Genomic DNA, 26729 nt, shown 5'->3' with positions numbered 1-26729 from the left:
TGGTCCTCGGCCGTCTTCGGCACGGTGACCACGCCGTCCGCGGGCCGGCCACCACCGTCACGCCCGTCCCGTCCCCGGGGGAGACCCATGTCCCGCACCACGAACCGCCCCGTCGGCCACGCCCGGCCCTCCACCGTCCCGCCCGTGTCCGGTCACCGTGGGCTCGCGCTCGCCGCGGTACTGACCGCCGAGGCGATGAACCTCCTGGACGCCACGATCGTCCAGGTCGCCGGACCCGTCATCCACGCCGATCTCGGTGGGTCCGAGGCCACCATCCCGTGGTTCAGCGCCTCCTACACCCTCGCGTTCGCCCTCGGCCTGCTGACCGGCGCCCGGCTCGGTGACATCGCCGGCCGCAAACGGGTCTTCCGTATCGGCGTCGTCGCGTTCGCCGCCGCCTCCCTGGCCTGCGCGCTCGTACCCGGTGCCGCGGCCCTGATCGCGATGCGGGCCGTGCAGGGCGCGGCCGCGGCCGCGATCATCCCGCAGACGTTCGGGCTGATCCGCGCCCTGTACGACGGCGACGAACTCACCCGGGCGCTGGGCATGATCGGCCCCGTGATGGGTCTGTCCGCGGTTCTCGGCCCGGTCCTCGGCGGCGTCCTGACCCATGCCGACCTGCTCGGCTCCTCGTGGCGGGCGGTGTTCCTCGTCAACCTTCCCCTGGCCGTCGCCGTCCTGGCCGCGACCCCGCACCTGGCCGAGGACCGCGCGCCGAAGCGGCCCCGCCTCGACCCGGTCGGCACCGTGCTCGCCATGCTCGGCACCGCCCTGGTCGTCTGCCCGCTGGCCACCGGCGACGACGTCACGCCCGTCGCGTGGGCCGTCGCCGCCACGGGCAGCGCGGTGCTGGGCGTGTTCGTCGCCCATCAGCGCCGCGCCGCCCGCCGTGGTCACGTCCCGCTGATCGAACCGGCCCTGCTGCGCGGTCGGGCGTTCCCCGCGGCGCTGGCCACCTCGGCACTGTTCTTCGCCGTCATGAACGGCGTCATGATCACCGTCGTGCTGCATCTCGAACTCGGCCTCCACGACGGCCCGCTCACCGCCGGACTCACCCTGTTGCCGTGGTCCGCCGGACTCGCGCTCGGCTCGTGGGCGGCCGGCACGCACCTGGTCCCGCGGTACGGGACGCGTGTCCTGCACACCGGCATCGCCGTCCTCGCGCTCGGCCTGGCGGCCGCCGTGCTCGCGTACCGCGCCGCGGAACCCGGCAGCTACCCGGCCCTGCTGCCGGCCGCGCTCGCCGTCGCCGGGCTGGGCACCGGGCTGTTCACCCCGCCGTTCTTCAGCACCGCGCTGAGCACCGTCGGCCCGCAGGAGACCGGCTCGGCGGCGGGCCTGCTCAACGCCGTCCAGCAGCTCGGCGGAACACTCGGCCTCGCCGTCGTGGGCGGCGTCTATCTGGGGGCGGCCGACAGCGTCGGCACCGCGGCCCAGCGCGCGCTGGGGGTGGCCGCGGTGCTCCTGGCCGCGACGGCGGTGGCGGCCACGGCGATGACCGCCCGCCGCGGCGGCCGCTGACGTCCGTCGGGGGCGGCTGCCGCCGGCAGCTACCGCCGACCGGTCGACCGACCGGCCGCCTTCGCCGGGCGCAGTCGTAGACGGGGCTCTCCGGCCCTCGTCGTGGGGGGGGCAGCCGCCGGCGCGATGCACCGCCGTCCCCGCCGTCCCCGCCATGCCCTCCGTGCCCGCCGTGCTCGTCAGTCCTCGGAGTCGATGCCCGTGATCACGGCCGGTCCCAGGGGCGCGGTGCCGTCGTCGAGGCCGACGCTGCTCAGTGCCGAGCGGGCGAACCCGCGAGCCTCGCGCTCGGCGTCGGGGCCACTGTCCGCTTCGACGGTGAGCCGGACGGTGAAGGTGCCGTCGTCGTGGACGGTCAGGATGTCGAGGTCCTCTTCGGTGCCCAGGTGGGTGCGGTGCGGGTCCGCCGGGCGCAGTGCCCGGGCCAGTTCGGCCCGCGTCGCCTCCTCGGCCCCGTCGGTGAAGGTACCCGGCACCGAAATGACGTACGTCGTCATGGCTGTCCTCCCTCGGTCTCCTTCCGGCTACCCCGCTCCGGCGCCAAGATCCCCGACGCGCGCGTACGCGGCCCGCTCGGCCCCGTCCGTCGTACGGCGATCCGGTGCCGGCGTTCGCCCGGCAGGCCTGCGGCGGGCTCAGGACAGGTCACGCACGGGGATCCCGGGCGCGAAGTGGGCGACAGCGGCGACCAGGCGGTTCCTGTCCAGCCGCCATCCCGTCACCGCCCGGGAGGCCATGGCGACATCGGCCGGCACCGGGACGAGGTGTGCGACGACGGCACGGGCCGTCGGGCCGTCTCCGGGAAGGGCCGGAGCCCCCTCTCGCCGGGTGACTCCGACATAGGGCAGGGACGCGTCGCCCGCCTCCTGTCGCCAGAGGACGACGCCCGTGATGTCGGCCCAGGGCACATGTCCGGTGGTCGCCGCGTACCGTGCGGGGCTGCCGCCCAGGAGTACTCCGGTCTCGTCCACCCGGAACGCGACCTTGCGGCTCAGCGCCACGTACGCCATGAAGAGTCCGCCCGCGCCGAAGAGCGGCAGGCCGAGGATCCGGGCCAACAACGGTATGCCGGGGAGCAGCAGGGCGACGGTGAAGACGGCGGAGACCGCGACGACTCCCACGGTCCTGCGGTCCCAGCCGTAACGCGCCTCGTACTCCGGTGAGCTGCCTGTCGCCATGGGTGGATCATGGCAACAGGCCGGCCCGCAGGGGAAGCCCTCGGGTCGCGCGGCGATGTGTGACGTCCCGCCCGAGGGCCGGGACGGCAACGCGCGGAAGCCTAAGGGGTCGGCGGCGCCGACGTGCCCGAGCCCGCCGCCAGCACCTCGGCGAAAACCGGTCGTACCAAGGTGATCCGGATCCGTCACCCGGGCATCGCCCGCTCCCCTAATCTGACGTGCATGAGCGCATCGGGGGACATGATCGACGGACGCTTCGAGCTGGTCGAGCGGCTCGGCAGCGGGGGGATGGGCACGGTGTGGCGGGCCCGTGACACCGTGCTGCACCGGGACGTCGCCCTCAAGGCCGTACGGCCCGACGCGGAGGCCTCGGCTGCCGTCCGTGAGCGGGTCATGCGCGAGGCGAGGGCGCTGGCACGGCTCAACGATCCGCATGTGGTGACCGTCCATCAGATCATCGAGGCGCATCCGCACCCGTGGATCGTGATGGAGCTGGTGCCGGGACAGTCGCTGCAACAACGCCTGTCCGAGGGCCCGTTGAGTCCGGCGGAGGCCGCACGCATCGGACGTCAGGTGCTCGCCGCGCTGCGCGTCGCCCATGCGGCCGGAATCCAGCACCGGGACGTCAAGCCGGCGAACATCCTGCTCCGCCCCGACGGCTCCGCCGTGCTCACCGACTTCGGCATCGCCGCCCTCCAGGGCACGACCGCGCTCACCGTCACGGGTGAACTCGTGGGCTCCCCCGAGTACATGGCCCCCGAACGCATCCGTGGCCGTGGCGACGAGCCGGCCTCCGACCTGTGGTCCCTCGGGCTGGTGCTGTACGTGTGCGTGGAGGGCGTGAGCCCGCTGCGCCGTGAGACCACGCTCGCCACCCTCGCCGCCGTCCTCGACGACCCGGTGCCACCGCCCGTGCGCTCGGGTCCCCTCGCCCCCGTCCTGCTGGCCCTCCTCGTGCGCGACCCGGCCGCCCGCCCCGACGCCACGCTCCTGGACGGGCTGCTGGCCCGGGCCGAGTCCGGCGGCACACCGCAGTGGGACCGGCCGACGCTGACGGCGGCGCCGGTACCGGCCCCGCACGTGCCCGCGCCGCCCACACGGCCCGACACCCAGCTGCCGGGGCTTCCGCACCGCCGTCACAGACCGGCTCTCACGGCCGCGCTCGCCGCCCTGGCCGCCGCCGTCGTGACGGCCGTCCTGGTCCTCACCCTGCACCCGTTCGACGGCGACAAGCCCGTCGAAGGGGCGGGCGGCTCGACGCCGAGCACGTCGGCCACGCCCGTGACGCCGGCTCACAGCTCGACGCCGAAGCAGAGCCCGAGCCCGACCCCCACACCGACTCCCGGCGAGCCCTCGTCCTCCGCGCCGAGTACGGCCACGTCGTCGGCGCCTCCGGCCGGGAACGGCGGCTGGATCGCCCAGCTGTACTCCGAGCCCGTCTCCTCGGGCACGGCGGCGCGCGACAGGCGCCTCGCGGGCATCCGTTCCTCCGTGCCCGAGGCGCTCGTCCTGCGCAGCGACGACTACGCCTCGCTCCGTGGCGGCTACTGGGTGATCTACGCGCCCGGCCCCTTCACCGACGGCCGCGCCGCGCTGACGTTCTGCGCGGAGCGCGGCCGTACGACGGCGAACAGCTGCATCGGCCGGTACCTCAGCACCAGTTCGGACGATTTCGCCCTCCAGTGCCGCCCACCGGCGTCGAGCCCGACCGGCCGGTGCACGCGCGGAACGTAGGTCCGCCCCGCCGGACGGCGGCGGGTACGGTTCCGGCGCGGTCACGATCACCGGTCGGGGTCGCGGTCCGGGTGCTCCACGAGGTGGTCGCGGCTGCCGGGACGGCGGACTCTCAGCCGCGCGAAGTGCCGCTCTCCATCGCCTCCACCAGCCGTCCCAGCGCCCGGAGCACCCAGTCCCGGTCCTCGCCGAGCCCCGCCGGCAGCTCCGGCTCCGCCGCCGGCCGGCGGGGGAAGAGGGCGTCGATCGCCTCGGCACCCGCGGGCGCGATCGCGCGTCCGGCCGGGCGCGTCGGGCTCGGCACCCTGCTCGCGGGCGGCGTGGGCGTCGTCCTGATCGGCGCGCTGGGCCAGGTCCTGGTGGTGCTGACCGTGGGTGAGTCCCTGGTGGGCACCTGGACCGCCCTGTTCGTCACCGTCGGCGGGATCGGCCTCGTCTTCCCGGCGGCCATGACCATCGGCCAGACCCTCGGGCGCGCCGCGCCGGGCGCGGCCTCCGCCCTCATGGGCGGCCTTCAGTTCCTCCTCGGGGCCGTCGCCTCTCCGCTGGTCGGCGTGTTCGGTGAGGACAGCTCCCTGCCCATGGCCCTGATCATGCTCAGCGCATCGGTCGCCGCACTCCTCGCGCTCGTCGCACTCGCCCGCCCTTGGCAGCGGTCCACCGGGACTCGGCAGACGACAACGGCGGCCTGAGACGCGGGGACGCGGCCCGCCGCTCGCCCCGTGCAAAGGCCGTGGCACCAGCCGCACTTCACCGGAGGTGCGGCCGGCCGCGGCCATGAGAAGCTCGTGCCTGTGATCAACCCGAACGACGAACCGCGCCGCGAACTCGTGCTCATCGCCGGATCGACCGACGCCGAGACAGCGCTCGTTCATCGCGAGGCGCTTCGGGTGCTGCGCCCGGACATCGCCACAGCACACGTCGACGCCTACAGCGACGACACCTGGCCTCCTGCCGTACTGCACTCCTTCGAGCGTGCGTTGTCCCTGGCCCGCGGTCAGGTGGCGGACGGCACCCGCTCCCGGAAGGACGATCCCGGCATGGGGATCGACGTCGACGTGCGCGACGACCGGCAGTTCGCGATGTTGTCGGATCTGGTCCCTCACACGATCGGCGCCGAGGGGTGGCGAGGAGATCGGCTGATCTTCAGCGCCGGCGACTCGGGTACCTCCCTGTGGTTCGCCGTCACGGAGACGCAGGAGGCGGAACTGGTCTCCCGGCTGGAGGCGTTGGGCGTCCGGTCGACCGTGCTCGCGGCTCCGCCGCGTCGCCGCAGGGCAGCGTTCCTGCCGTGGTCCCGAAGGACCGACGCCCGTACCAGAAGGCCTTGACCACGGCCTTCCCGGCTGTGGCCGTGCGGTCGTGGAAGGCACGGAGGCCGGTGTGGTGGTGCACGTAGATGCCCCTGACGTCCTCCTCGGCCCAGCCGGGACCGAGCGCGGCGCGGATGCGAGGACCACCCCCCTCCCACAGGGCGTCGAACGAGACGCTCGTGGGGAAGAGCGATGCCTGCCGATGGTCGTGCCGGACCTCGGAGTTCTCGACGGCGCGCAACTGCATGGGGAAGCTCACGGCCCACCCCTCGTCCCGAACGACCCGGAGTGCGCGGGCCGTCGAACCGGAAGGTATCCCTGGGCACTGGCACCAGGGGGACGGCAGCGGCGGAGACGACAGGAGGGCGCCGGCCTCGGCCTGTGCCACGCCGGGCCGGCCTGATCCGAACGACGGGCCTCAGTCGCTCTGCAACAGCGGAGCCGACCAGCGGACGAAGTCCTCGATGTCGCGCGGCTCGCGGCCGGTCAGTTCCCGGACCGTGTCGGTGGTGGACGCGTTCACACCGTCGCGCAGCGCGCCGAAGACGGCCACGACCTGCTCGGCGAGCCACGGGGACAGGCCGGCCCGGGCCAGTCCCGCGAGCGCCGCCTCGTCCGGCACGTCCACGAACTCGATCGGGCGGCCCACGACCCCCGAGAGGCGCCGCGCGACATCGCCGTAGGTGAGGGCCTCCGGTCCGGTGAGGACATGGGTCCGACCGTCGTGTCCGTCGGTGGTCAGGGCGGCGGCCGCGGCAGCGGCGACGTCACGCGGATCGATCATCGCGATACGGGCGTCGCCGGCCGGGAGGAAGAAGCGGCCCGCCTGCCTGATGGTCGCCGCCGAGCCGAGAAGGTTCGACATCAGATGGGAGGACCGGAGGACCACACCCGGGATCCTCGACCCGTGCAGGTACTCCTCGATGCGGCCGTGCTGGTCGAAGAAGACCGTGGGGGAACCCGCCTCGGCCCCGATCGTGGACAGCAGGACGATCCGCCGGACACCGGCGCGGGCCGCCGCGTCGATCGCGGCCGTCCCGAACTCGACCTGGCGAGGGTCGTTCCCGCAGATGAGAAGCACCCGCTCGATGCCGTCCATGGCCCGCCGGACCGAGTCCACCCGCGCGAAGTCGCCGTGCGCGAGGTCGGTGAGCCCTCCGAGGACGGCGGCCGCGCGCTCCGGGTCCCGCACGAAGGCACGCACGGGGATGCCGCGGTCACGCAGTTCGTCGACGGCTCTCGAACCGACGTTCCCCGTCGCCCCCGTCACCAGCACCGTCGCCACCGACGCTCACTCCTTGGATCGCCCTGAGCGCCCACCGTAACCAATGGGTGACGTCCGTGCCCGTCCTGCGCTCGCTCACCGCCTTCGGTCCAGCGCGCGCACCTCGGCCACCCGCTCCGCCAGGTTGCGGTGGCAGTACGCGAGGTGGTCACCCACGTAGCCGCGGGGGCCGCACTCCACGACGAGCAGCAGACCCAGGTAGAGGCTGTACAGGGCCAGCCGGTGGCGGACGGCGGGAGTGAAGTCGAGGCGGCCGCCGGCCCGGACGTAGCCGGCCACGAGATCGCTGTCCGGACCGATGTCCCCGCCGAAGGCCAGCGAGACCAGCTCGGCGACCGGGTCGCCCCAGAACGCCCGCTCGTGGTCGATGATGCCGGTGATACGGGCGTCCGGGCGGTCCCCGCCGGGGACCTGGACGAAAATGTTGCCCGGCCACAGGTCGAAGTGGACCAGGCGCGGCTCGGTGACCTCGTCGAGGACCCGTGCGCCCCGCGCCACCAGGGCCCGTATGTCGTCGCTCGGCACACCCAGGTCGGAGTGCCAGCGCACGGCGTCGTCGAGAAGGGCGTCCACCATGGCGGTGAACGCGGTCCGCCAATCGGGAGCGGAGAGTCCCGACTCGGCGCTCGGGTAGCCGAACCGTCCGTCCTCGGGCCCCAGCGTGTGCAGGCGCGCGGTGACGGCGCCCAGTTCGCGGCGCAGAGCCGTCTGGGCGGTCGGTGAGAGCCGGTCGGTGAGCTTGTCCCACGGGGTGCCGTCCAGCACGGAGACGGCGAGGAATCCGTCGCCCTCGTGCAGCAGTGTCGGGGTCGGCACGCCACCGTCGGCGAGGGAGGCGAGGGAGGCGAGAGGGGCGAGGCTCCGATAGACCATGGCCTCGGTCGCCATGATTCCGCGCTCGTACGTCAGTACGGGCGCGTCGGCCGGCGGCGCGAGTTTCACCACGGCAGGCCGCCCGTCGTCGAGCCGGACCCGGTACGCGGTGTTGAACCAGCCGTCGGTCAGCTCCGTCTCCACACGGCACCCGACACCCATCGATCCGCGCACCAGAACGTCCAGCTGGGCGGCGGTCAGGGAGCGTTTGGTCAGGCTCTCCACCGGGGCAGCTCGCTCTCACTCGTCGAAGGACGGTCACGGCGGGCGGGAGCGCTCCCACCACGCGCTGCCCCGGATCCTCGTACAGAGCACGCGGCCGCTTCAAGAGGTGCGACGTCCCCCACCCGGGAGTGCCGGCGGTCGGGCCGCACGTCGATGATCCACCTCGGGACGGCGGGCTGTGTTAGGGTTCGCAGGTTGTTGTAGTTGTGGTACCCATGAACCTATGCGCGCCTGACAGGAACAGTTCTCCTTCAGGCGCGTCAGTTTTTCCGGCATCTCCGGATGGGGCCTCTCTGCCTACAGAAGGAGAATGTCATGGCACAGGGAACCGTGAAGTGGTTCAACTCTGAAAAGGGTTTCGGCTTCATCGCGCAGGACGGCGGCGGCCCCGACGTGTTCGCCCACTACTCGAACATCGCCACCCAGGGCTTCCGTGAGCTCCAGGAGGGCCAGCGGGTCTCCTTCGACGTCACGCAGGGCCAGAAGGGCCCGCAGGCGGAGAACATCGTCCCCGCCTGATCACCGGACGCGTAACCGCGAACCGGGGTCCGCACCATCACGGTGCGGACTCCGGTTTCTGCTGTTTCCAGAGAGGCAGACAACCGCATGTCCCGCAGGTTCCAGAAGCCGAACCGTCGCTCCTCCTCCCCCCGACCGCTCACGTCGCCGCCCAGGGAATTCCAGCTGCCGGAAACCACGACACCCGGGCTTCCCGCCGTCGAGGACTTCGCCGACCTGGACATGCCCGCGGGGCTGCTGAAGACCCTCACCGCGCAGGGCGTGACCGCCCCGTTCCCCATCCAGTCCGCCACGCTGCCCAACTCGCTCACGGGCCGTGACGTGCTGGGGCGTGGACGCACCGGCTCCGGCAAGACCCTCGCGTTCGGTCTGGCGCTCCTGGCCCGGACGACCGGACTGCGCGCGGAGCCCAAGGCGCCGCTCGCCCTCGTCCTGGTGCCCACCCGTGAGCTCGCCCAGCAGGTGACCGACGCGCTGAGCCCCTACGCCACGGCGGTGAACCTCCGGCTGACCACCGTGGTCGGCGGGCTGTCCCTCACCAAGCAGGCCACCGCGCTCCAGCGCGGCGCCGAGGTGCTCGTGGCGACGCCGGGCCGGCTCAACGACCTCGTGGAACGCGGGGACTGCGTACTCGACGACGTCCGCATCACGGTGCTGGACGAAGCCGACCAGATGACCGACATGGGCTTCCTGCCGCAGATCACCAAGCTGCTCCGGCTGGTACGGCCCGACGGGCAGCGCATGCTGTTCTCGGCCACCCTGGACCGCAACATCGACCGCCTGGTGCAGCAGTTCCTGACCGACCCCGTGGTGCACTCCGTGGACCCGTCCGCGGGTGCGGTGACCACCATGGAGCACCATGTCCTGCACGTGATGGACGAGACCGACAAGAAGGCCGTCACCACGCGTATCGCCGCCCGTGACGGCCGGGTCATCCTCTTCCTCGACACCAAGCGGTCGGCCGACCGGCTCGCCAAGCGGCTGCTGGCCGTCGGTGTCCGTGCGGCCGCGCTGCACGGAGGCCGCTCCCAGCCGCAGCGCAACCGTGTCCTGGAACAGTTCAAGAACGGCCAGGTCACCGCACTGGTCGCGACGAACGTCGTGGCGCGGGGCATACACATCGACGACCTCGAGCTCGTCGTGAACGTGGATCCGCCCACCGACCACAAGGACTATCTGCACCGGGGCGGCCGCACGGCCCGCGCCGGTGGCTCGGGCAGTGTGGTCACCCTGGTCCTGCCCGACCAGAAGCGGGAGGTCACCCAGCTCATGTCGGACGCGGGCATCCGCCCCCGGACCGCTCGCGTCACGTCGAGCGACACGGCACTGACCGACATCACGGGCGCCCGCGAGCCTTCCGGTGTGCCCGTCACCATCGAGGTCCCGGCTCCCCCGGCGCCGGTGGCGTCCCGCACGGGACGCGGCACCGGTGGCGGCGCCGGAGCCGACAAGCGGCCCGGCCGCCGGCGTCGCAGCGGCGGCGGCGGAGCCGAGGCGGCGGGCGCCGGCACCGAGACGGCGCAGCGGAGTTCGAGGCGCCGGCCCGCGGCCGGAGCGGGTCGCGACGCGTCCACGGCCGGTGGCACGTCCGCACCGGGCGGACGCGGCACGAGCCACCGGACTCGGAGCGACAGGCCTACGGGTGGCGGCGCCGGCGCGCCCGCCCGGGGCTCCGGCCGACGGACCGCTGCCGACGCGACGGGCGACACGACGAACGGTCAGGGCTCTCGCGGGTCCGGCCGACGGTCGTCGACCGACGCGGCGAACGGCAAGGCGAACGGCAAGACGGCGGGTAAGGCGACCGGTCAGGGTGCCCGCGGGTCCGGCCGGCGGACGGCCGGCGACGCGGCCGCGAGGGGCACCGGCCGCACCGGCGGCCCCGCCGCAGGCCGCGGCTCCGGCCGCCGCGGCGGACACGACCGCGGCACCTCGCCCGCCTAGAGCCGTCCGGCAGCGGTTACTGAGACAGAAGGGCTCTCCCGAGCGACCCGCCCGGGAGAGCCCTTCCTTGTGCCGCCTGCCGGTGAAGGTTGAGAAGACGATCACGAGCAGGACATCTACGCGTCCGCGGCTACGGCGTCACGGCGTGAGCAGCAGGCTGTTGCCGCGCTCCTTGGCGGCGGCGTAACGCTTGGCCACGTCCTGCCAGTTGACGACGGCCCACATCGCGTCGATGAAGTCGACCTTCTGGTTCTTGTACTGGAGGTAGAAGGCGTGCTCCCAGGCGTCGAAGACCAGGATCGGGGTGGTCCCCTGGCCGACGTTGCCCTGGTGGTCGTAGACCTGCTCGACGATCAGGTGGCCGGAGAGCGGCTCGTAGGCGAGGACGCCCCAGCCCGAACCCTGGGTCGTCGCGGACGCCTTGGTCAGCTGGGCCTTGAATCCGGCGAACGAACCGAAGGACTCGGTGATCGCGTCGGCCAGGTCGCCCACACCGTCGGCGGCCAGGGGCTCGCCGCCACCGTCACCGGTCATGTTGTGCCAGTAGATCGAGTGCAGGATGTGGCCGGAGAGATGGAAGGCCAGGTTCTTCTCCAGGCCGTTGATCGAGCCCCACTGCTCCTTGTCCCGCGCCTCCGCGAGCTGCTCCAGGGTGTCGTTCGCGCCCTTGACGTACGCCGCGTGGTGCTTGTCGTGGTGCAGCTCGACGATCTGCGGATTGATCACCGGCTCGAGCGCCGCGTAGTCGTACGGAAGCTCCGGGAGCGTGTAAACCGCCATGTCCAACGTCCTCCGACGTTATTGCGAATGTTATGCAGCTGCACGCTAACAGTACTAGCGACCTCTTGCCGATCAAGCAACGGACGAGCGACACGAGGGCGCGGGGCGCCGCCCATGGAACGGACGCTGTCAGGCATACGGCGCCCCGCGCTGTTGCAAAATATAGGTTATTGCGAATAGGTTGCAACAGACGTGGTCGGTACAGGAAGGGGTGGGGCATGGGCTCTTCGATCGTGCTCGGCATCGAGAACCCGGCCCCGCACCCCGTCACCGCCGGGGCGGTGGCCGCGTGACGGACATCCGCCTCTTCCAGGGTCCCGAACTCCTCGACCACGCCGTGGCGTTGCACTCCGTCTACGTCGACGCCTTCTGTGCGCCGCCCTGGAACGAGGACGCGGAGCAGGCGATCGAGTTCCTCGGATCGCTCCGCGTCGCCGTACGGCGTCCGGGCTTCACCGCCGCGCTCGCCTTCGGCGGCCGAGAGGTCGTCGGCTTCGCCACCGCCTGGACCACCCTCGCCCCGTTCCCCACCGACCGCTGCTACCCCCGGGCCGCCGCCGGCCTCGGCCCCGAACGCACCGTGGACTGGCTGTGCGGCGCCCGCGAGATCGACGAACTCGCCGTCCGCCCCCAGGCGCACGGCACCGGCCTCGCCGCCGATCTTCTCGAAGCGGTCGCCGAAGACGCCCCGGACGGCCGCTCCTGGCTGCTCACCTCGCTCCGCTCGCCGCGGGCCATGTCCTTCTACCGCGGCCAGGGCTGGACCCAGGCCACCCACCCCTCCCCCGACGGCGAGGGCATCGTCGTCTTCCTCGGCCCCCGCCACCCCGCCGGGGCCCTGGCGGCCCAGCCGCTGTGACCCCGTGACGCGGCGGGGTGGCGCCCTTGGCGGGATCCGGGCCCCTGCTCACGCCTCCTTCGTCTTCACCGCCTCGCCTTTGAAGAAGGTGTAGTGGAAGGTGCCCTTCTCGTCCGTGGTGCGGTGCAGGTCGGTGATCCCGCGGTCGAAGTCCTCGGCGGTCATCAGGCCGGCTTCCAGTGCCTGGTCCCGTACGGCGGCGATCATGTCGATGAAGGTGCTCCTGGTGAAGCCTCCGACCAGTTCGGGCCGGGAGGTGTCGGCGTACACCGTGCGCGGACGGACCGTCACCTGCGCGTACCCGGCGGACGTCAGCAGGGGGTGCAGGGCGCGGCCGAGCAGTGCGTTGCCACCCGCGGCGGACTGGAGCCGGACCTGGCAGTCGATCGCCGCACGGGCGTAGGCGCTGTCGGGGTGGAAGAACACCGACCCGTGATCGCCCTCGATCACGGTGAGGGTGCCGCCGGGGCGCAGCAGACGCCGCAGGGCTTTCAGCGCCTGCTGCGGGGCCGTCAGGTGTTCCAGGACGAAGCAGACGAAGATGTGGTCGAACGACGCCTCGGGAAACGGGAGTCGGAACAGGTCCGCCCGGATCCAGCTCACCCGGGCGGTCGGGGCGTGTGCCAGTAACCGGGCCCTGGCCTCGGCGAGTGACGTCGCGGAGACGTCCACCGCAACGAACTCGGCCTCCGGGCTGGACTCCACCAGATGCACGGTCTGCGCGCCGACACCGCAGCCGACCTCCAGGACCCGGCTTCCGGCGAGATAGGACGTTCCGGAGTGGAGCAGGGCGGCGAGCGTGTCGGCCTGTTCGCCGAGGCGGCGTGTCTCGTGCTCGGAGTAGCCGTGGACGTAGGAGAGGTGTGTGGTCATGGGGTGAGTCTGGTCGGAAGAACAGCTCGGTGACGGGCCGATCAAGGTTTCCGGGGCCGCGGGCCCGCTCTCGCGAGGACCTCGTCTTCAGCCCGCTTCCAGCACGTCGGCCCGCTTCACCAGGTCGGCCGCGATGCCGTCCCAGTCCGGGCCGTGCATCCACAGGCTCTCGGCGGCCTCGCGCATCAACGCCGGTTCGTCGGGCCGTTGCAGGAGCACCAGCCGATAGGACAGGTTCCGGATCCAGACCGGAAGGCAGCCGTCAGCCACGTGCGGGCACAGTTCGCGCAGCATGGCCAGGATCGAATCCGCGTCGGCGAACGTCAACTCCTCGACAAAATAGTGCTCCCCGTGTTCGGCACCGCACTCCGGCGCAGGTCGGTACTCGTCCCCGTAGAGACACCGGGCGTGCTCGGTCAGGGTGTTGTGCATGGCCTCGAGCCTAGGGCGCCGTGATCCGCGGGACGGAATCCGGGCGCCTGGTGCGGTTCGGCTCGCGCCGGATGATCCGTCATGGCGTGCCGGCGGGACGGGTTCGTAGGATTCCGGTATGACGGACGAGAGCGAGCGGGCGATCCAGGCCGCCATCGATGCGGAATTGCGGCTGCTCGAACCCGAGGTGCGGGCGTCTCCGTCCCTTGTACGGGAGCTTCTGGATCCGGAGTTCACCGAGTTCGGGGCCTCGGGGCGGCGCTGGGACGTGGAGTCCATCGTCGCGGTCCTGAGCGCGGAAACGGTGTCATCGGAGTCGTCGGTGAACGTCAGCGAGATGTCCGGGGTCGTTCTCGCTCCCGGCGTTGTTCATCTGACGTACTTCACCGACGACCAGGGGCGTCGGGCCCGGCGAAGCTCCTTGTGGCGGAGGACGGGAACGGCCTGGCGCATGTACTTCCACCAGGCCACCCTTGTTCCGTCCGGGGCCGCGTAGCGATGCGGATCGTGGTTTCTTGCGCATCGCCGCTTCTTGCGGATCGTCGTTCTCTGCCGATACGGCCTACGCCGCCCCGATGGCCGGTGGCCGGGCGGCTCGTGCCGCGGTGAGCAGGAACAGGCCGCAGGCCGCGACGAGGAGCCAGGCCGGCCGGGAGGCCGTGGCGAGCGCGGTGGGAGGAGTGCCCGCGACCATGCCCCCGGCGACGGCGATCCCGACCGCCGCGCCGACCTGGCGTGCCGTGGAGGTGATCGCCCCCGCCACGCCCGCCCGGGCCGGCGGCAGGCCGCTGACCGCGGTGTGAGTGAGCGGGGCGTTGGCGAAACCGAACCCGATGCCGATGAGCAGGTAGGCGAACAGGATCAGCGGCACGCCGGTGTGCGGGCCCAGGCCGATCAGGCACAGGCCGCCGGCCGCGGTGAACCCTCCCGCGAGGGCCAGGGGACGGCGGGCCCCGAGGCGTCCCACCAGGGCGCCGGACCAGGGCGCGCACAAGGTGGCGCCCAGTGCCATGGGCAGGGTCGCGGCGCCGGTCGCGAGCGGGCTCCAGCCGCGGGTGTGCTGGAAGTAGAGGGTGTTGAGGAGCAGGGTGACGTTCAGCGCGACGAACACCGCCATGGCGCCGAGCACCGCTGTCGCGAACGGCGGCCGACGGAAGAGGCGCAGGTCCATCAGGGGTTCGCTCCGCCGCAGCTCCACGCGGACGAATCCGGCCGTCGCCACGGCGAGCAGGGCGTAGCCCGCGAGGGCCACGGGTGAGGTCCAGCCGATGCGGGGGCCTTCGATGAGCAGGCCGACGACCAGGCACAGCACCAGGCCGATCAGCGCCTGGCCGGGCAGGTCCGGGCGCCGGGCGCGCTCCCCGCGGGACTCCGGCACCACCAGGGCGACCAGGAGGAGGGCGGCACAGACGACCGGCGCGTTGATCCAGAACACCGAACGCCAGCCGAACGCCGCGACGAGGGCTCCGCCGGTGACCGGGCCCGCCGCCATGCTGAGCCCGAAGACCGACGCCCACAGGCCGATCGCCCTGGCCCGTTCCCGCGGGTCGGGCATCGCGTTCACCACGATCGCCAGCGCCACGGGGCTCAGCATCGAGGCCCCGATCCCCTGGACGGCACGGGCGGCGACGAGCAGGCCGAACGACGGGGCGAGGGCGCAGGCGACGGAGGCCAGGCCGAAGACGATCAGTCCGCACCGGAAGATCCGGCGGCGTCCGAAGCGGTCCGCGAGTGCACCGGAGGCGATGAGGAGGCCGGCCAGGACCACGGTGTACGCGTCGACGGCCCATTCCAGGCCGCGCGTGCCCACGCCGAGCGCCTGCCCGATGGCGGGCAGGCCGACGTTGACGATGGTGGTGTCCACGCCCACGAGGAACATGCTGAGCGCGCAGACGGCCAGCACCGTCCAGCGCCGGCGCGCGCTCAGCGGGGAGGGTGGAACAGCGGCCGGGAAGGTCGCGACGGTCACGGTGGGTGCCCTTCGATACGGGGTCGGAATCGCGATCGGGATCGGATCGGATGCCCCTCACGTTCGGCCCGGAGCAGGGGCCGGGCCCAGCGTCTTTGCGAAGACCGCAAAATGGTCGTATGGACGCCGAACTCGCGGAGATCCTCGACAGCATCGGGCCACGGCTGCGCGCGCTGCGGCGCGACCGGGGGCTCACCCTCGAAGCCCTCGCGGAGGAGACCGGGATCTCCGTGAGCACGCTCTCGCGCCTGGAGTCGGGGATTCGGCGCCCGACGCTCGATCTGCTGATCCCGCTGGCCCGCGCGCACCGCGTCGCCCTGGACCAGCTGGTCGCGGCGCCGGCCACCGGTGACCCCCGGGTTCATCTGAAGCCGCGACGGCGGGAGAGCGGGAGCGTCCTCGTGCCGCTGACGCAGTACCCGGGCCGGGTCCAGGTGTTCAAGCAGGTGCTCGCCCAGCGCGAACCGCGACTGGTGACCCACGCCGGCTACGAGTGGCTGTACGTGCTCGCCGGCGAGCTGCGCCTCGTCCTCGGGGAACGCGAACTCGTCCTGCGGCCCGGCGAGGTGGCCGAGTTCGACACGAGTGAACCGCACTGGTTCGGCCCGTCCGGCGGCGAAGCCGTGGAGATCCTGCACCTGTTCGGTCCCCACGGCGACCAGGCCCGCGTCCGCACCGGCCCGCCGGCGAGCGACTGAAGGGCGGCCGTGCCGTACGGGAGTCCCGGTCCGCACCCGACTTGATCAGGCACAGAATGTCGGGTCCGGCCGGGTGGGCGCTGGCTAGCGTGATGATCGTAAAGAGGAAGGAGACCGGGCGTGCTGGAGCGGCTCAACCAGGTCATGGAGCACATCGAGAGCCGGCTGGACCAGCCGATCGACGTGGGCGGCCTGGCCCGGATCGCGGCCACCTCGGAGTACCACCTGCGCCGGATGTTCTCCGCGCTCGCCGGGATGCCGCTGTCCGAGTACGTCCGACGCCGCCGGCTCACCGTCGCGGGCGCCGAGGTGCTCAGCGGACGTGACTCGCTGCTGGAGATCGCCGTGCGCTACGGGTACGGCTCGGGCGAGGCGTTCGCGCGGGCGTTCCGGGCCGTGCACGGTGTGGGACCGGGGGAGGCCCGGCGTACCGGTGCCGCGCTCGTCTCGCAGCCACGGTTGTCCTTCCACCTCACCGTCGAAGGGAACAGCAGCATGCGATACCGCGTGGTGGACCGCCCGGCCTTCACCGTCACGGGTCTCAAGGCCCGGGTACCGCTGGTTCACGCGGGGCCGAACCAGGCGATCATCGATTTCGTCCGTGGCATCGAACCGCGGACCCTGGAACGTCTGGAGAAGCTGTCGGACCAGGAGCCGCAGGGGATCGTCTCGGTCTGTGACGACCTGGATCCGAGCCGCGCCGAGGGGACCGAACTCGACTACTACCAAGGGGTGATCACGTCCGGGCCCGTTGCCTCGCCCCTTCCCGAGGGCACGGTCGCCCTGGCCGTACCGGCCGGGACCTGGGCGGTCTTCAGCACCTCGGGCCCGGCGCCGCAGGCCATCCAGTATCTGTGGCGGGACGTGTTCACCCAGTGGTTCCCGTCCAACCCCTACTTCAGCCGGCCCGGCCCGGAGATCCTGCGCACGCGCCTGGTTCCGGGCACGGCGGAGGCGGACGCCGAGCTGTGGCTCCCGGTGGAGCGGGAGCAGAGCTAGAGCCCTTCCTTCCTGTGCCTGGTGAGCCGCTCGCGAGCATCGTAGAGAACATTCGTTCTCCACTCTAGCAGCCCACTCAGGCGACATGCGCGGCGTACATATATGAACAGAACGCCCGATTTCCGTGCAGACACCCCCGGTCGGGCCTGACCGTCAGGCCCGACCGCACGGAGAGTCGCGCATCAGCCACATGGCGAGAACTATCGTTCTCGCCATGTGGTGTCCGAGTGAAGCCCCTTGCGCGGACCCGTTGACAGGGCGGAGGCGCACCCGGAAACTCCTCTGCACCGATTGTGAGCCGTTTTTCACCTGGCGCACACTCTGGCGCTCGCGCCCCACACCGCATCGCACACCCGCACCGCACCAACCGCTCTGCACACCCGCACCGCACACCCGCACCGCACAGCCGCGACGTTCCGCTGAGACACCACTCGGCCGCATCGCGGGCCGAATCGCCGACATCCCGGCCCGGCCGCCTCCTCCGTCTCGCTCATCACGACGTCGTGAAAGAAAGTGAGTCACCCGTGACCCCTCTCGCGTCCCCACCGACCCGCTCGTTCAAAGCCGTGGCACCCGTCATCGCCCTGTGCTGGCTCGCCGTCTTCTTCGACGGCATGGACGTCAACATCTACGGCGCGGTCATCCCGCATCTGCTCGACGACCCCGACCTCGGCTTCTCCCCCGGCAAGGCGGGCACCGTCGGCAGCTGGACGACCTTCGGCATGCTGATCGGTGCCCTCGCGACCGGCACGCTCACCGACTGGCTCGGGCGGAAACCTCTGGTCACGGTCAGTGTCGTGCTCTTCTCGCTGGGGTCCGCGCTGTGTGCCGCGGCGCCCGATGTCACCGTCTTCGCCGCGGGGCGCTTCCTGTCGGGTCTGGGACTCGGCGGGCTGATGCCGATCGGGCTGGCGCTCGTCGCCGAGTTCGCCCCTCCCCGGCGGGCCGCGCTGGCCACGGGCCTCATGATGACCTCGTACCACGCGGGCGGCATGGCCGCGACGGGCATCGGCCTCGTCGTCGCCCCCGACCACGGATGGCGCTGGGTCTTCTGGGCGGGTGTCCTTCCGGCCGTCATCGCCGTCCCACTGGTCGTGAAGTGGCTGCCCGAATCGCCCGGTGTCCTCTTCGCCAAGGGCCGCACCGAGCAGGCGTACGCCGTCGCCGACCGGTACGGGCTGGACCGTCCGGGCGAGGCCGACGTGCCCTCGACCGGCGCCAAGGGACGCATGGCCGCGATCGGGGACCTCTTCGCACCCGGAACCCGTGGGGCGACACCGCTGCTGTGGATCGCGTCCTTCGCCGGACTGCTGCTGGTCTACGGCGTCTCCACCTGGCTGCCCGAGCTGATGCGGGCCTCGGGCTACTCGCTCTCCTCGTCCGTCACCTTCCTCATGGTGATCAACGCGGGCGGCATCCTCGGCATGCTGGTCGCCGGCCGCACCGCCGACCGCTTCGGACCCGTCAAGGTGTCGGCGATCTGGTTCCTGCTCACCGCCGCCGGGGCCTTCCTGCTCCGCGCCCACCTGCCGCTGGGCGTCGCCTACGTCGTCGTGTTCATCACCGGTGTGTGGCTGTTCAGCGCCCAGGTGATGGTCTACGCGACCACGGCCCGGGTGTACGGGCCGAGCCGACGCGCCACCGGCCTCGGCTGGGTGACCGGCGTGGGCCGCACCGGCGCCGTGGTCGGCCCGTGGCTCGGTGGCATGGTGATCGCCGACGGCAACGCCTCGCTCGGCTTCACCACGTTCGCCGTGGCCGCGGTGCTCGCCGCCGCCGCGATATCCCTGGTGCCGTTGGCACAGCGCACCCGGCCGCACGCGGCGCCGGGCCCGAAGACGGCGCTGGCCGGCGCCACCGACTGAGGCCCCAGGCCCCCCGGCCCCTGGCCCTCCGCCTCACCCGCGGACGGGCCAGGGGCCGTAAAGTCACAACCCATCAGTCCCACCAGCCCGTTCGTCCGTCCCACCGGCCCGGTGTCCCTGATCCGCCACCGCCCCCGCCCCGTCGCCGTCGCCGTAGCCGGACCGCATGGAGTCCCCATGATCAGCCCCGCAGACTCGCCGCCCGCCCCCACGGCGCCGGCCGTGGCCGTCGCCCCGCTGATGCGCGGCATCGACGTGCTGCGGCGGCTGACCGAGGCGGACGGCACGATGAGCCTGCGCGACCTGTCGTACGCCACCGGCCTCCCCCGGGCCACGGTGGACCGGATCGCGGCGACCCTGGCCCACATGGGGTACGTCCGGCTGGACGGGCGGGACGTGGCGCTCCTGCCGGGCGTCATGGAGCTGGGCAACGCCTATCTCGCCGCCGTCCGGCTGCCCGAACTCCTGGGCCCGCACGTGCGCGCGCTCGCCGACGACCTGGACGAGTCCGTGTCGCTGGTCGTGCCGGACGGCACGGAACTGCGGATGATCCATCAGGTCAAGCACCGGCGGGCGATGACCCTCTGCTTCGGGATCGGTGACGTGCTGTCGGTGGAACGGGCGGCGCCGGGCGCGTTGATCGCCGCCGAGTGGCCCGCACAGACCTGGGCGGAGTGGTCCGAGAAGTCCGCCGCGCCGGCGGATCACGAAACCCGGGCCGTACCGTCCGGGGAACGGTGGAGAGCCGCGTTCACCCCCGAACTGTGCGCCGAGGCGGCACGGCACGGCTGGGCGGAGGACGATCAGCGGATCGAACCGGGTCTGGTCGCGCTCGGCGCCGCCGTGCGCGACCCGCACGGCCGTCAGGTGTGCGCCGTCAGCGTGGTCAGTCACACCAGCCGGCACGACGTGGCGTCGTTGCGGGACGCCGCCTTGCGCAAACTCCGGCGGACGGTGGCGGAGATGGAGGAGACGCTGCGCCACGCGCCCGCCCCCTCGACGGAACCGCAGTCCGGGACCGCCACCTGGACGGGGACGTCGAAGCAGGTCATGGGGCGGGAGTTCGTCGAGTCGCTGGCCCGCGGACTCACCGTCGTCACGGCGTTCGGAGCGGGCCGCGACACCCTGACCGTCGCCGACGCCGCGCGCGCCACCGGCCTGGTCCGGGCCACCGCCCGGCGGGCGCTGCTCACCCTGGAGCACCTGGGGTACGTGGTCGCCGAAGGCCGGGCGTTCCGGCCCACCCCGCGCATCCTCGAACTGGGCTTCCCTCCGCTGTCCCGGATCTCGCTCGCCGAACTCGCCCAGCCGCACATCGAAGCGCTGGGTGGCCGGGTGCACGACTCCGCCTCGATGGCGGTGCTGGAGGGCGGCGACATCCGGTACACGGGGCGCGCCGCCGTGTACCGGGTGATGAGCGTCAACATCACCGTCGGCACCCGCTTCCCCGCCTACGCCACGTCGATGGGCCGTGTCCTCCTGGCCGGGCTGCCGCCCGGCGAGCGCACGGCCGTCCTGGACGGTGGCGAGCCGCTCCGGCCGTTGACCGTCAGGACGGTCACCGACCGCGGGCAACTGGACGAGCTGCTGGACCGGGTGGCCGAGCAGGGGTTCGCGCTCACCGACGGCGAACTGGAGACGGGGCTGCGGTCGATCGCCGTTCCGGTCCGCGACCGAGCGGGCCGGGTCGTGGCAGCCGTCAACGTGGCGATGCACAGTGGTCGCCGCACCGAGGAGGAGTGCCTCGACGAGGTGCTCCCGCAGTTGCGTGCCACGGTGTCCCGCATCGAGACGGACCTCGCGACCGCGGCACGCTTCGTGACCGTGCCGGTGGTCTGAACCGCCGGTGTCTCCGGCGGGCCCTTGCCCGGTCCCCCTCCATTTGCTGATGGCCGACGATCACTGTCGTCATGGCTCACGCGATGCCCATGGGATTGGCTGGGACCGGCCCCGGCTTCCGCCCCCACGCGGGCCACGCGAAGGGGCGGATCGCGGAACGCCGCGGCCGGGCCGTCATGGCCGCGGCCGTGCCGGAAGGCGCAGGTTCACTGTTCAGGAGACACGCATGTCCAGCTTGCAGGGCCGGGGCACGGACGGGCATCGAGCCCCGGCCGCCCAGGGCGGCTTACTCGATGCCAAGGCGCCCGGCGACGGGCCGGAGGACGCCGCCGGCGTCCGGGCGGCGGAGGCCGTCGGCGCCGCGGACCGGGCCTTCGCCTCGTGGTCGGCCATGGCACCGGCGGAGCGGAGCGCCGTCTTCTTGCAGGCCGCGCACCTGCTGCTGCGTCGCACGGACAAGATCGTCGACGTCATGGCGGCGGAGGTCGGGGCCCGCGCACCCTGGGCGGCGTTCCAGACGAAGCTGGCGGCCCAGCTCATGATCGAAGCGGCCGCGTCCGTCACCCGGCCGAACGGGCGGGTCACGCCCACCGAGACGCCGGGCGCCTGCTCCCTGCGCCTCAGGGTGCCGGTGGGGGTCGTCGCCGCCATCACCCCCTGGACCGCCTCCGTCCTGCTGGGCGTGCGCGCCGTGGCGCTGCCCCTGGCCCTGGGCGACACCGTCGTCCTCAAGCCCAGCGAGAGCACCCCTCTCTCCGGTGGCCTGCTGCTCCAGGAGGTGTGGGAGGAGGCGGGTCTTCCGCACGGCGTCCTCAGCGTCGTCACCCACGGCCCTGACGAGGCCGCCGATGTCACGCGACGGCTCGTCACCGATCCGCGGGTGCGCGCCGTGAGTTTCACCGGCTCGACCGCGGTGGGTCGCGCCGTCGGGGTGGAGGCGGCCCGGCACCTCAAGCCGGCCGTCCTCGAACTCGGCGGCAAGAACTCCCTCCTGGTCCTTCAGGACGCGGACGTCGACCACGCGGTGGACACCGCGATCGTCGGCTCCTTCCTGAACGCGGGCCAGAGCTGTCTGAGCACCGATCGCATCATCGTTCACCGCTCACTCGCCGACCGCTTCCTCGCCGCCCTCGCCGAACGCGTCCCGGCGCTGCCGCGGCAGGGCCCCGGCTGGCCCGCCGAGGCCGACGGGCGGATCGTCCACGCCGGTACCGCCCAGCGGGTCTCCGCGCTGGTCACCGATGCGCTGGCCAAGGGAGCGACGGCGGTGACCGGTACCGGCGCGGTCGAAGGGAACGGCACGCTGATCGCGCCCGTGGTGCTCACCGGCCTCACTCCGCGGATGGCCATGTGGAGCGAGGAGATCTTCGGCCCCGCCGTGGCCGTCCATGTCACGGACAGCACGGACGAGGCCGTCGCCCTGGCGAGCGGCCCTCCCCGCGGGTTGACGGCCGGGGTCGTCACCGGCGACTGGGCGACCGGCGTCGCGGTCGCCCGGAGACTGCCCGCGGATGCCGTGCACGTCAACAACCGGAGCATCACCGACGGTCTCCAGGCCCCGTTCGGCGGCATCCACGAGTCCGGCTTCGGCCGCTTCGGGTCGTCGGCGGGCACCGACGCCTTCACCGAGCCGCGATGGATCACGCTGGGCGCCGAGGGCCGCCCGGCCTTCCCCCTCTGATCGCCGTCGGCCCCGCGCGATCCACGACGGCGAGGTGCCGGGGGCTCGCCGCCGTTCGACGAGGTCGCGGATCGCGTCGTCCATCGGGTCGTCCAGCGAGTCGTCCAGCGGGTCGTCCAGCGAGTCGTCCAGCGGGTCGTCGACCGCGTCGCGCATCGCGTCGTCCAGCGCGTCATCCATCACGTCGTCCATCACATCGCGCATCGCGTCGTCGATGGCGCTGTCAGTCAAGCCGTACTTTCGAAAGGAGGCTCCATGCGGACAGTGATCGTGGGAGCCGGGTCCGCCGGCCTCATGTGTGCGTGGAAGCTCAGCGAGGATCCAGGACATGAGGTCGTCCTGGTGGACGCCGGCACAGACCCCGGCCCGGAGGTCCCCGGCGAACTGCGCACCGAGATCCTGCTGCCGCCCCACTACTACTGGCCCTACGCCGACGAGGCCACGGGCGCGTTCCTGCCGCGGGGCAAGGTGTTCGGGGGCAGTTCCGCGGTCAACGCGGCGGCGGCCGTCCGGGGGCACCCGTGGTGCTACGACGCCTGGGGTTCCGACCTGTGGTCCTACGAGGCGTGTCTGCCCGCGTTCCGCGCCATCGAGGCGGACCGGCAGTTCGGGCACGACGACCACCACGGGGCCGACGGCCCGATCGCGATCACCCGCTACGAACAGAGCGCGTTCGACCTGGCGTTCCAGGACACCTACCGGCGCCACGGCCACGATCCGGTACCGGACCACAACGCGCCCGGCGCCCTGGGCTTCGGCCCCTTCCCCACCAACCACGTCGACGGGGTGCGGATGAGCACCCTGGTGGCCGTCCTGCCCCGTATCCGCGCCCGTGCCCATGTCCGGCTGCTGCCGGACAGCGAGGTGCTGCGGGTGCTGGTCAGCGGCGGCGCGGCCTGCGGGGTCGTCCTTCGCGACGCCCGGGGCGAGCACCTCGTCGAAGCCGACCAGGTCATCCTTTCCGCCGGAACGTTCGGGACCCCGGAGATCCTCTTCCAATCGGGCATCGGCCCGGCCGACGCCCTGCGGGCGGCGTGGATACCGGTCGTCACCGACGCACCGCAGCTGGGCACGAACCTGTCCGACCATGTGCTGTTCCAGATGAACGTCGAGGTCACCGACGCCTCGGAGCTGCCCATGCCGGGTGGGCGGGGCACCCTGCTCACCTACGAGCTGCCCGGCGAGAACCATCCGCAGGCTCAGATGTTCGCCTATCATGCCCCCTTCTTCGACCCCACGGCGGCACCCGACACCGCCGCCGTGGCCGCGGCGCTGGTCACCCCGGAGAGCAGGGGCCGTCTCACGCTGGGCCGCGGCCGGGCCAAGGTGCGCCTCGGCCACCTGTCCGATCCGCTCGACCGGGTCCGCGCGGCCGACATCGTCACCCGGGCCGCCGACCTCGTCGACGACCTGGCCGCCCAGGGGCGGGTGAAGCTGCCCGACTCACCCTGGTGGCGCGGCGAGGACCTGTCCGAGGCCTGCCGCGCGCAGGCCCTGACGTACCACCACCCCGTGGGAACCTGCCGGATGAGCCGCGACGGTGACGGCGTCGTGGACGAGTACCTCCGGGTCAGGGGCGTGGAGGGGCTGAGCGTGGCCGACGCCTCCGTCATGCCGACGGTTCCCCGGGCCCACACCAACCTGGCCGCCATGATGATCGGCTACCGGGCGGCCACCTTCGCCGCCCGGTAGCCGGCCGCACGGGGGCCGCGGCGTCCGTGGCCGCACGCCCGGGACGAGACGGCCCCGTGCCCTGTGACACCGGCTCACCGCCTCTCCGGCTGCCCGGACCGGCGGGCGGCGCGTGGCAGAGGGGTGCGGGCGGGTCCCGGGCGCCCGTCGGGGCGTGCCGGTCTGCGGGCTTCGCGGCGCGCGTGCAGTTCGACGGTGAGGGGTGCGGCGGTGAAGACGGAGGAGTAGGTGCCCACCGCCAGGCCGATGAGCAGCGCGAGGGCGAAGTCGGTGAGTGTGCCCTCGGCGAGGACGGCGAGGGCGGTGATGATGAGGGCCGCGCCCATGCCGGTGTTGACCGTGCGGGGCAGGGTCTGAAGGATCGCCTGGTTCGTCAGCCGCGCCGACGGCGTGGTGCGGTCGCGGCCGAGCAGTTCCCGGATGCGGTCGAACAGGACGACGGAGTCGTTGACCGAGTAGCCGATGACGGTCAGCAGCGCCGCCAGGAAGACCGCGTCGACGGGCTTGCCGAGCCAGGCGAACACACCGACCAGGATGAGCACGTCGTGGGCGAGCGCGCCGACGGCCGCGAAGCCGAACGTCCAGCGGAACCGGACCGCGAGATAGAGCAACTGGGCGCCCAGGGCCAGGGAGAGCGCGACGAGGGCGTCACGGCGCAGTTCGTCGCCCATGCTCGGGCCGATCAGTTCGTCGCGGACCTTGACCGTGTCGCCGCCGAGCCGGCTGACGGTCTCGGTGACGGTCGCCGCTTCGGAGTCCGTCAGGTGCTCGGCGCGCACCGTGAGCCCCGTGTCGCCGGAGGACTGGACGAGCGCGCGCGGGAAACCCGCGTCGGTGAGGGCCGTCCGGGCCCGGTCCGGATCGACGGGCGTGCCGGTGGTGTACTCGACGAGCCGGCCACCGGTGAACTCGATGCCGAAGTCGAGGCCGCGGACGACGACGCCGGAGGCGGCCACGACGAGGACGGCGGCGGAGGCGGCCAGCCAGCGGCGCGGGCGACGCATCAGGAACGGGTCGCGGCGCAGCAGCCGTTCACGGACCCATCCGATGCTCGTGATGCCGGTGAGACGGGGCCGGCGGAAGACGGCGGGGCGGCTCGCCGCCCACTCGGCGAGCACCCGGGTGATCACCAGCGTGCTGATCATCGAGGCGATGACGCCGAGGCCGAGGGTGATGCCGAAGCCGCGCACCGGCCCGGAGGCCAGCAGGAACAGCAGGACGGTGGCGATCAGCGTGGTGACGCCGGAGTCGGCGATCGCGCCGAAGGCGCCGCGGAACCCGGCCGTCAGCGCCGAACGGGGGCTGGGGCGGCTGCGGGCGGCGTGCTCTTCGCGCGCCCGCTCGAAGACCAGCACGTTGGCGTCCATCGCCATGCCGATCGCCAGGACGAACCCGGCCAGGCCGGGCAGGGTCAGCGTCGCGCCGAGCGCGGCCAGGGCCGCGTACGAGATCAGGCCGTAGCAGGCCAGGGACACGGTCGCGAGCAGGCCCATGAGCCGGTAGACGGCGATGATGAACAGCGCGGTCAGCGCGGTGCCGATGACGGCGGCCCAGGCCGCCGCCGAGATGGCAGCGTCGCCGAGGCTGGCACCGATGGTGCGCTGCTCCACGGTCTCGACCGGGACGGGAAGGGCACCGCCCGAGATGAGCAGGGCCAGCTCGCGCGCTTCGGTGTCGTCGAAGGAACCGGTGATCTGGGTGCTGCCGCCCGTGATGCCCGCTCCGCAGGTGACGGAGGGGTCGACCTGCGGCGAGGAGATGATCTTGTCGTCGAGGACGATGGCCACCCGGCGTTCCGGATCGCCGGCGGGATGGCACGCGGCCTGTGCGGTGACCCGTGTCCATCGGTCGCGGCCCGGGTCCGTGAAATCGACCGTGACGTGCCATCCGGCGCCGCCGTTCTGGTCGAACCGGGAGTCGGCGCCCTTGATGTCCGGCCCGGTCAGGTCGGCGGTCTTCAGCCGAAGGCGCTGTCCGGACTCGTCCGGCAGGACGCGCTCCCCGGCCGGGTCGCCCGGGGGTGTGGTGGCGCCGCCGGTGGTCCCGGCCGGGCCGAGCACCGCGTGCACGGTGAGCTGAGCGGTGCGGCCCAGCACGTCGGCGGCCTTCTTCGGGTCGTGCACCCCGGGCAGTTCGACGAGGATCCGGTGGTCGCCGGAGCGGACCAGGGTCGGTTCGGCGATGCCGAGCGCGTCGACGCGGCCGCGGAGCACTTCCATGGTGCGGTCGGTGGCCGCGCGATCGGCCTCGGTGGTGGCGGTGGAGCGGGTTTCCAGCACGATCTGGGTGCCGCCGCGCAGATCGAGCCCGAGGCGCACCGGCGTGGTGAGGGCGATGGCCAGCGACGCGGCGAGCAGGGCCAGGGCGAACAGCGCACGCGCGCGCAGGGAGGGTTTCCGGCGTTTCAACACGAGCCTCCGGCAGGCACCGTCACGGCGGCGGCGGGCGCGGCC

The 26729-nt window shown here is 72.6% G+C and carries 24 protein-coding genes; 14 read left to right on the top strand and 10 right to left on the bottom strand.

What is annotated here, in order from left to right; translation table 11 throughout:
- The first annotated feature begins 87 nt into the window (after nt 1–87).
- A complete protein-coding gene (locus IE275_RS03295) occupies nt 88–1521 on the top strand; it encodes an MFS transporter (protein WP_189707220.1) in 1434 nt (477 codons plus the stop codon).
- 179 nt (nt 1522–1700) lie between these two features.
- Here IE275_RS03295 and IE275_RS03290 read toward each other — a convergent pair whose 3' ends face one another.
- Both IE275_RS03290 and IE275_RS03285 read right to left on the bottom strand, forming a co-directional pair.
- Nucleotides 1701–2018: a hypothetical protein gene (locus tag IE275_RS03290; RefSeq protein ID WP_189707218.1), complete on the bottom strand. Its 318-nt coding sequence runs from the start codon at nt 2016–2018 to the stop codon at nt 1701–1703.
- Nucleotides 2019–2156: 138 nt separating this feature from the next.
- Nucleotides 2157–2699, bottom strand: coding sequence for a hypothetical protein (locus tag IE275_RS03285; RefSeq protein ID WP_189707216.1), 543 nt, complete (start codon nt 2697–2699; stop codon nt 2157–2159).
- Nucleotides 2700–2921: 222 nt separating this feature from the next.
- On the opposite strand from IE275_RS03285, the gene IE275_RS03280 reads away from it, so the two are divergent.
- Nucleotides 2922–4433 (top strand): protein kinase domain-containing protein, encoded by a 1512-nt coding sequence (locus IE275_RS03280; RefSeq protein ID WP_189707214.1) that lies wholly within the window; start codon nt 2922–2924, stop codon nt 4431–4433.
- Nucleotides 4434–4545: 112 nt separating this feature from the next.
- Here IE275_RS03280 and IE275_RS03275 read toward each other — a convergent pair whose 3' ends face one another.
- Nucleotides 4546–4737, bottom strand: a complete 192-nt coding sequence (locus IE275_RS03275) for a hypothetical protein (protein WP_229870062.1) — start codon at nt 4735–4737, stop codon at nt 4546–4548.
- A gap of 16 nt (nt 4738–4753) precedes the next feature.
- Here IE275_RS03275 and IE275_RS03270 point away from each other — a divergent pair, with 16 nt between their 5' ends.
- On the top strand, nt 4754–5125 hold the full coding sequence (locus IE275_RS03270) for an MFS transporter (RefSeq protein WP_189707212.1): 372 nt from the start codon (nt 4754–4756) through the stop codon (nt 5123–5125).
- 96 nt (nt 5126–5221) lie between these two features.
- On the top strand, nt 5222–5764 hold the full coding sequence (locus IE275_RS03265; RefSeq protein ID WP_189707210.1) for a hypothetical protein: 543 nt from the start codon (nt 5222–5224) through the stop codon (nt 5762–5764).
- A gap of 400 nt (nt 5765–6164) precedes the next feature.
- Here IE275_RS03265 and IE275_RS03260 read toward each other — a convergent pair whose 3' ends face one another.
- Both IE275_RS03260 and IE275_RS03255 read right to left on the bottom strand, forming a co-directional pair.
- Entirely contained in the window at nt 6165–7031 is an 867-nt protein-coding gene (locus IE275_RS03260) for an NmrA family NAD(P)-binding protein (protein ID WP_189707208.1), read from the bottom strand.
- A 75-nt stretch (nt 7032–7106) separates the two neighbouring features.
- Complete coding sequence (locus IE275_RS03255) at nt 7107–8129, bottom strand: phosphotransferase family protein (protein WP_189707206.1); 1023 nt, start codon at nt 8127–8129, stop codon at nt 7107–7109.
- 315 nt (nt 8130–8444) lie between these two features.
- On the opposite strand from IE275_RS03255, the gene IE275_RS03250 reads away from it, so the two are divergent.
- Together IE275_RS03250 and IE275_RS03245 are read left to right on the top strand one after the other, a co-directional pair.
- A complete protein-coding gene (locus IE275_RS03250) occupies nt 8445–8648 on the top strand; it encodes a cold-shock protein (RefSeq protein WP_020943502.1) in 204 nt (67 codons plus the stop codon).
- Between the two features lie 87 nt (nt 8649–8735).
- A complete protein-coding gene (locus IE275_RS03245) occupies nt 8736–10589 on the top strand; it encodes a DEAD/DEAH box helicase (RefSeq protein WP_189707204.1) in 1854 nt (617 codons plus the stop codon).
- Nucleotides 10590–10727: 138 nt separating this feature from the next.
- Here IE275_RS03245 and IE275_RS03240 read toward each other — a convergent pair whose 3' ends face one another.
- Nucleotides 10728–11369: a superoxide dismutase gene (locus IE275_RS03240; RefSeq protein WP_189707202.1), complete on the bottom strand. Its 642-nt coding sequence runs from the start codon at nt 11367–11369 to the stop codon at nt 10728–10730.
- 289 nt (nt 11370–11658) lie between these two features.
- Here IE275_RS03240 and IE275_RS03235 point away from each other — a divergent pair, with 289 nt between their 5' ends.
- Nucleotides 11659–12228, top strand: coding sequence for a GNAT family N-acetyltransferase (locus IE275_RS03235; protein WP_189707200.1), 570 nt, complete (start codon nt 11659–11661; stop codon nt 12226–12228).
- A 48-nt stretch (nt 12229–12276) separates the two neighbouring features.
- Here the strand turns inward: IE275_RS03235 and IE275_RS03230 are convergent, their stop codons facing one another.
- Complete coding sequence (locus tag IE275_RS03230) at nt 12277–13101, bottom strand: L-histidine N(alpha)-methyltransferase (protein ID WP_189707198.1); 825 nt, start codon at nt 13099–13101, stop codon at nt 12277–12279.
- An 87-nt stretch (nt 13102–13188) separates the two neighbouring features.
- Nucleotides 13189–13533 (bottom strand): hypothetical protein, encoded by a 345-nt coding sequence (locus IE275_RS03225; RefSeq protein WP_189707196.1) that lies wholly within the window; start codon nt 13531–13533, stop codon nt 13189–13191.
- Nucleotides 13534–13651: 118 nt separating this feature from the next.
- Between IE275_RS03225 and IE275_RS03220 the strand changes: the two genes are divergently transcribed.
- Nucleotides 13652–14029 carry a nuclear transport factor 2 family protein gene (locus IE275_RS03220; protein WP_189707194.1) on the top strand — a complete coding sequence of 126 codons (378 nt, stop codon included), beginning with the start codon at nt 13652–13654 and terminating at the stop codon, nt 14027–14029.
- Between the two features lie 66 nt (nt 14030–14095).
- Here IE275_RS03220 and IE275_RS03215 read toward each other — a convergent pair whose 3' ends face one another.
- On the bottom strand, nt 14096–15502 hold the full coding sequence (locus tag IE275_RS03215) for an MFS transporter (RefSeq protein ID WP_229870061.1): 1407 nt from the start codon (nt 15500–15502) through the stop codon (nt 14096–14098).
- Nucleotides 15503–15621: 119 nt separating this feature from the next.
- Between IE275_RS03215 and IE275_RS03210 the strand changes: the two genes are divergently transcribed.
- The 6 genes from IE275_RS03210 (at nt 15622) to IE275_RS03185 (ending at nt 24276) form a co-directional block, all read left to right on the top strand.
- Nucleotides 15622–16200, top strand: a complete 579-nt coding sequence (locus IE275_RS03210; RefSeq protein ID WP_189707192.1) for a helix-turn-helix domain-containing protein — start codon at nt 15622–15624, stop codon at nt 16198–16200.
- Nucleotides 16201–16320: 120 nt separating this feature from the next.
- A complete protein-coding gene (locus IE275_RS03205) occupies nt 16321–17199 on the top strand; it encodes an AraC family transcriptional regulator (RefSeq protein WP_189707190.1) in 879 nt (292 codons plus the stop codon).
- Between the two features lie 524 nt (nt 17200–17723).
- Entirely contained in the window at nt 17724–19064 is a 1341-nt protein-coding gene (locus tag IE275_RS03200) for an MFS transporter (RefSeq protein ID WP_229870060.1), read from the top strand.
- A gap of 177 nt (nt 19065–19241) precedes the next feature.
- Complete coding sequence (locus tag IE275_RS03195) at nt 19242–20903, top strand: IclR family transcriptional regulator domain-containing protein (protein ID WP_229870059.1); 1662 nt, start codon at nt 19242–19244, stop codon at nt 20901–20903.
- 226 nt (nt 20904–21129) lie between these two features.
- Nucleotides 21130–22584, top strand: a complete 1455-nt coding sequence (locus IE275_RS03190) for an aldehyde dehydrogenase family protein (RefSeq protein ID WP_189707188.1) — start codon at nt 21130–21132, stop codon at nt 22582–22584.
- 255 nt (nt 22585–22839) lie between these two features.
- Nucleotides 22840–24276, top strand: coding sequence for a GMC family oxidoreductase (locus IE275_RS03185; protein ID WP_189707186.1), 1437 nt, complete (start codon nt 22840–22842; stop codon nt 24274–24276).
- A 74-nt stretch (nt 24277–24350) separates the two neighbouring features.
- Here the strand turns inward: IE275_RS03185 and secD are convergent, their stop codons facing one another.
- A complete protein-coding gene (secD, locus tag IE275_RS03180; protein WP_229870058.1) occupies nt 24351–26684 on the bottom strand; it encodes a protein translocase subunit SecD in 2334 nt (777 codons plus the stop codon).
- Between the last annotated feature and the right edge of the window lie 45 nt (nt 26685–26729).

Source organism: Streptomyces phaeofaciens, from assembly GCF_014648915.1.
Taxonomy (GTDB): Bacteria; Actinomycetota; Actinomycetes; order Streptomycetales; family Streptomycetaceae; genus Streptomyces; species Streptomyces phaeofaciens.
Note: the sequence above shows the minus strand (reverse complement) of the source record. Positions and strands in the feature narration are given on the sequence as shown.

Bases quoted from the DNA above. Each gene is read 5' to 3' on its own strand.
- IE275_RS03295 (WP_189707220.1), top strand. From the start codon at position 88: ATGTCCCGCACCACGAACCGCCCCGTCGGCCACGCCCGGCCCTCCACC.
- IE275_RS03290 (WP_189707218.1), bottom strand. From the start codon at position 2,018: ATGACGACGTACGTCATTTCGGTGCCGGGTACCTTCACCGACGGGGCC.
- IE275_RS03285 (WP_189707216.1), bottom strand. From the start codon at position 2,699: ATGGCGACAGGCAGCTCACCGGAGTACGAGGCGCGTTACGGCTGGGAC.
- IE275_RS03280 (WP_189707214.1), top strand. From the start codon at position 2,922: ATGAGCGCATCGGGGGACATGATCGACGGACGCTTCGAGCTGGTCGAG.
- IE275_RS03250 (WP_020943502.1), top strand. From the start codon at position 8,445: ATGGCACAGGGAACCGTGAAGTGGTTCAACTCTGAAAAGGGTTTCGGC.
- IE275_RS03245 (WP_189707204.1), top strand. From the start codon at position 8,736: ATGTCCCGCAGGTTCCAGAAGCCGAACCGTCGCTCCTCCTCCCCCCGA.
- IE275_RS03240 (WP_189707202.1), bottom strand. From the start codon at position 11,369: ATGGCGGTTTACACGCTCCCGGAGCTTCCGTACGACTACGCGGCGCTC.
- IE275_RS03230 (WP_189707198.1), bottom strand. From the start codon at position 13,101: ATGACCACACACCTCTCCTACGTCCACGGCTACTCCGAGCACGAGACA.
- IE275_RS03225 (WP_189707196.1), bottom strand. From the start codon at position 13,533: ATGCACAACACCCTGACCGAGCACGCCCGGTGTCTCTACGGGGACGAG.
- IE275_RS03220 (WP_189707194.1), top strand. From the start codon at position 13,652: ATGACGGACGAGAGCGAGCGGGCGATCCAGGCCGCCATCGATGCGGAA.
- IE275_RS03210 (WP_189707192.1), top strand. From the start codon at position 15,622: ATGGACGCCGAACTCGCGGAGATCCTCGACAGCATCGGGCCACGGCTG.
- IE275_RS03195 (WP_229870059.1), top strand. From the start codon at position 19,242: ATGATCAGCCCCGCAGACTCGCCGCCCGCCCCCACGGCGCCGGCCGTG.
- IE275_RS03190 (WP_189707188.1), top strand. From the start codon at position 21,130: ATGTCCAGCTTGCAGGGCCGGGGCACGGACGGGCATCGAGCCCCGGCC.
- IE275_RS03185 (WP_189707186.1), top strand. From the start codon at position 22,840: ATGCGGACAGTGATCGTGGGAGCCGGGTCCGCCGGCCTCATGTGTGCG.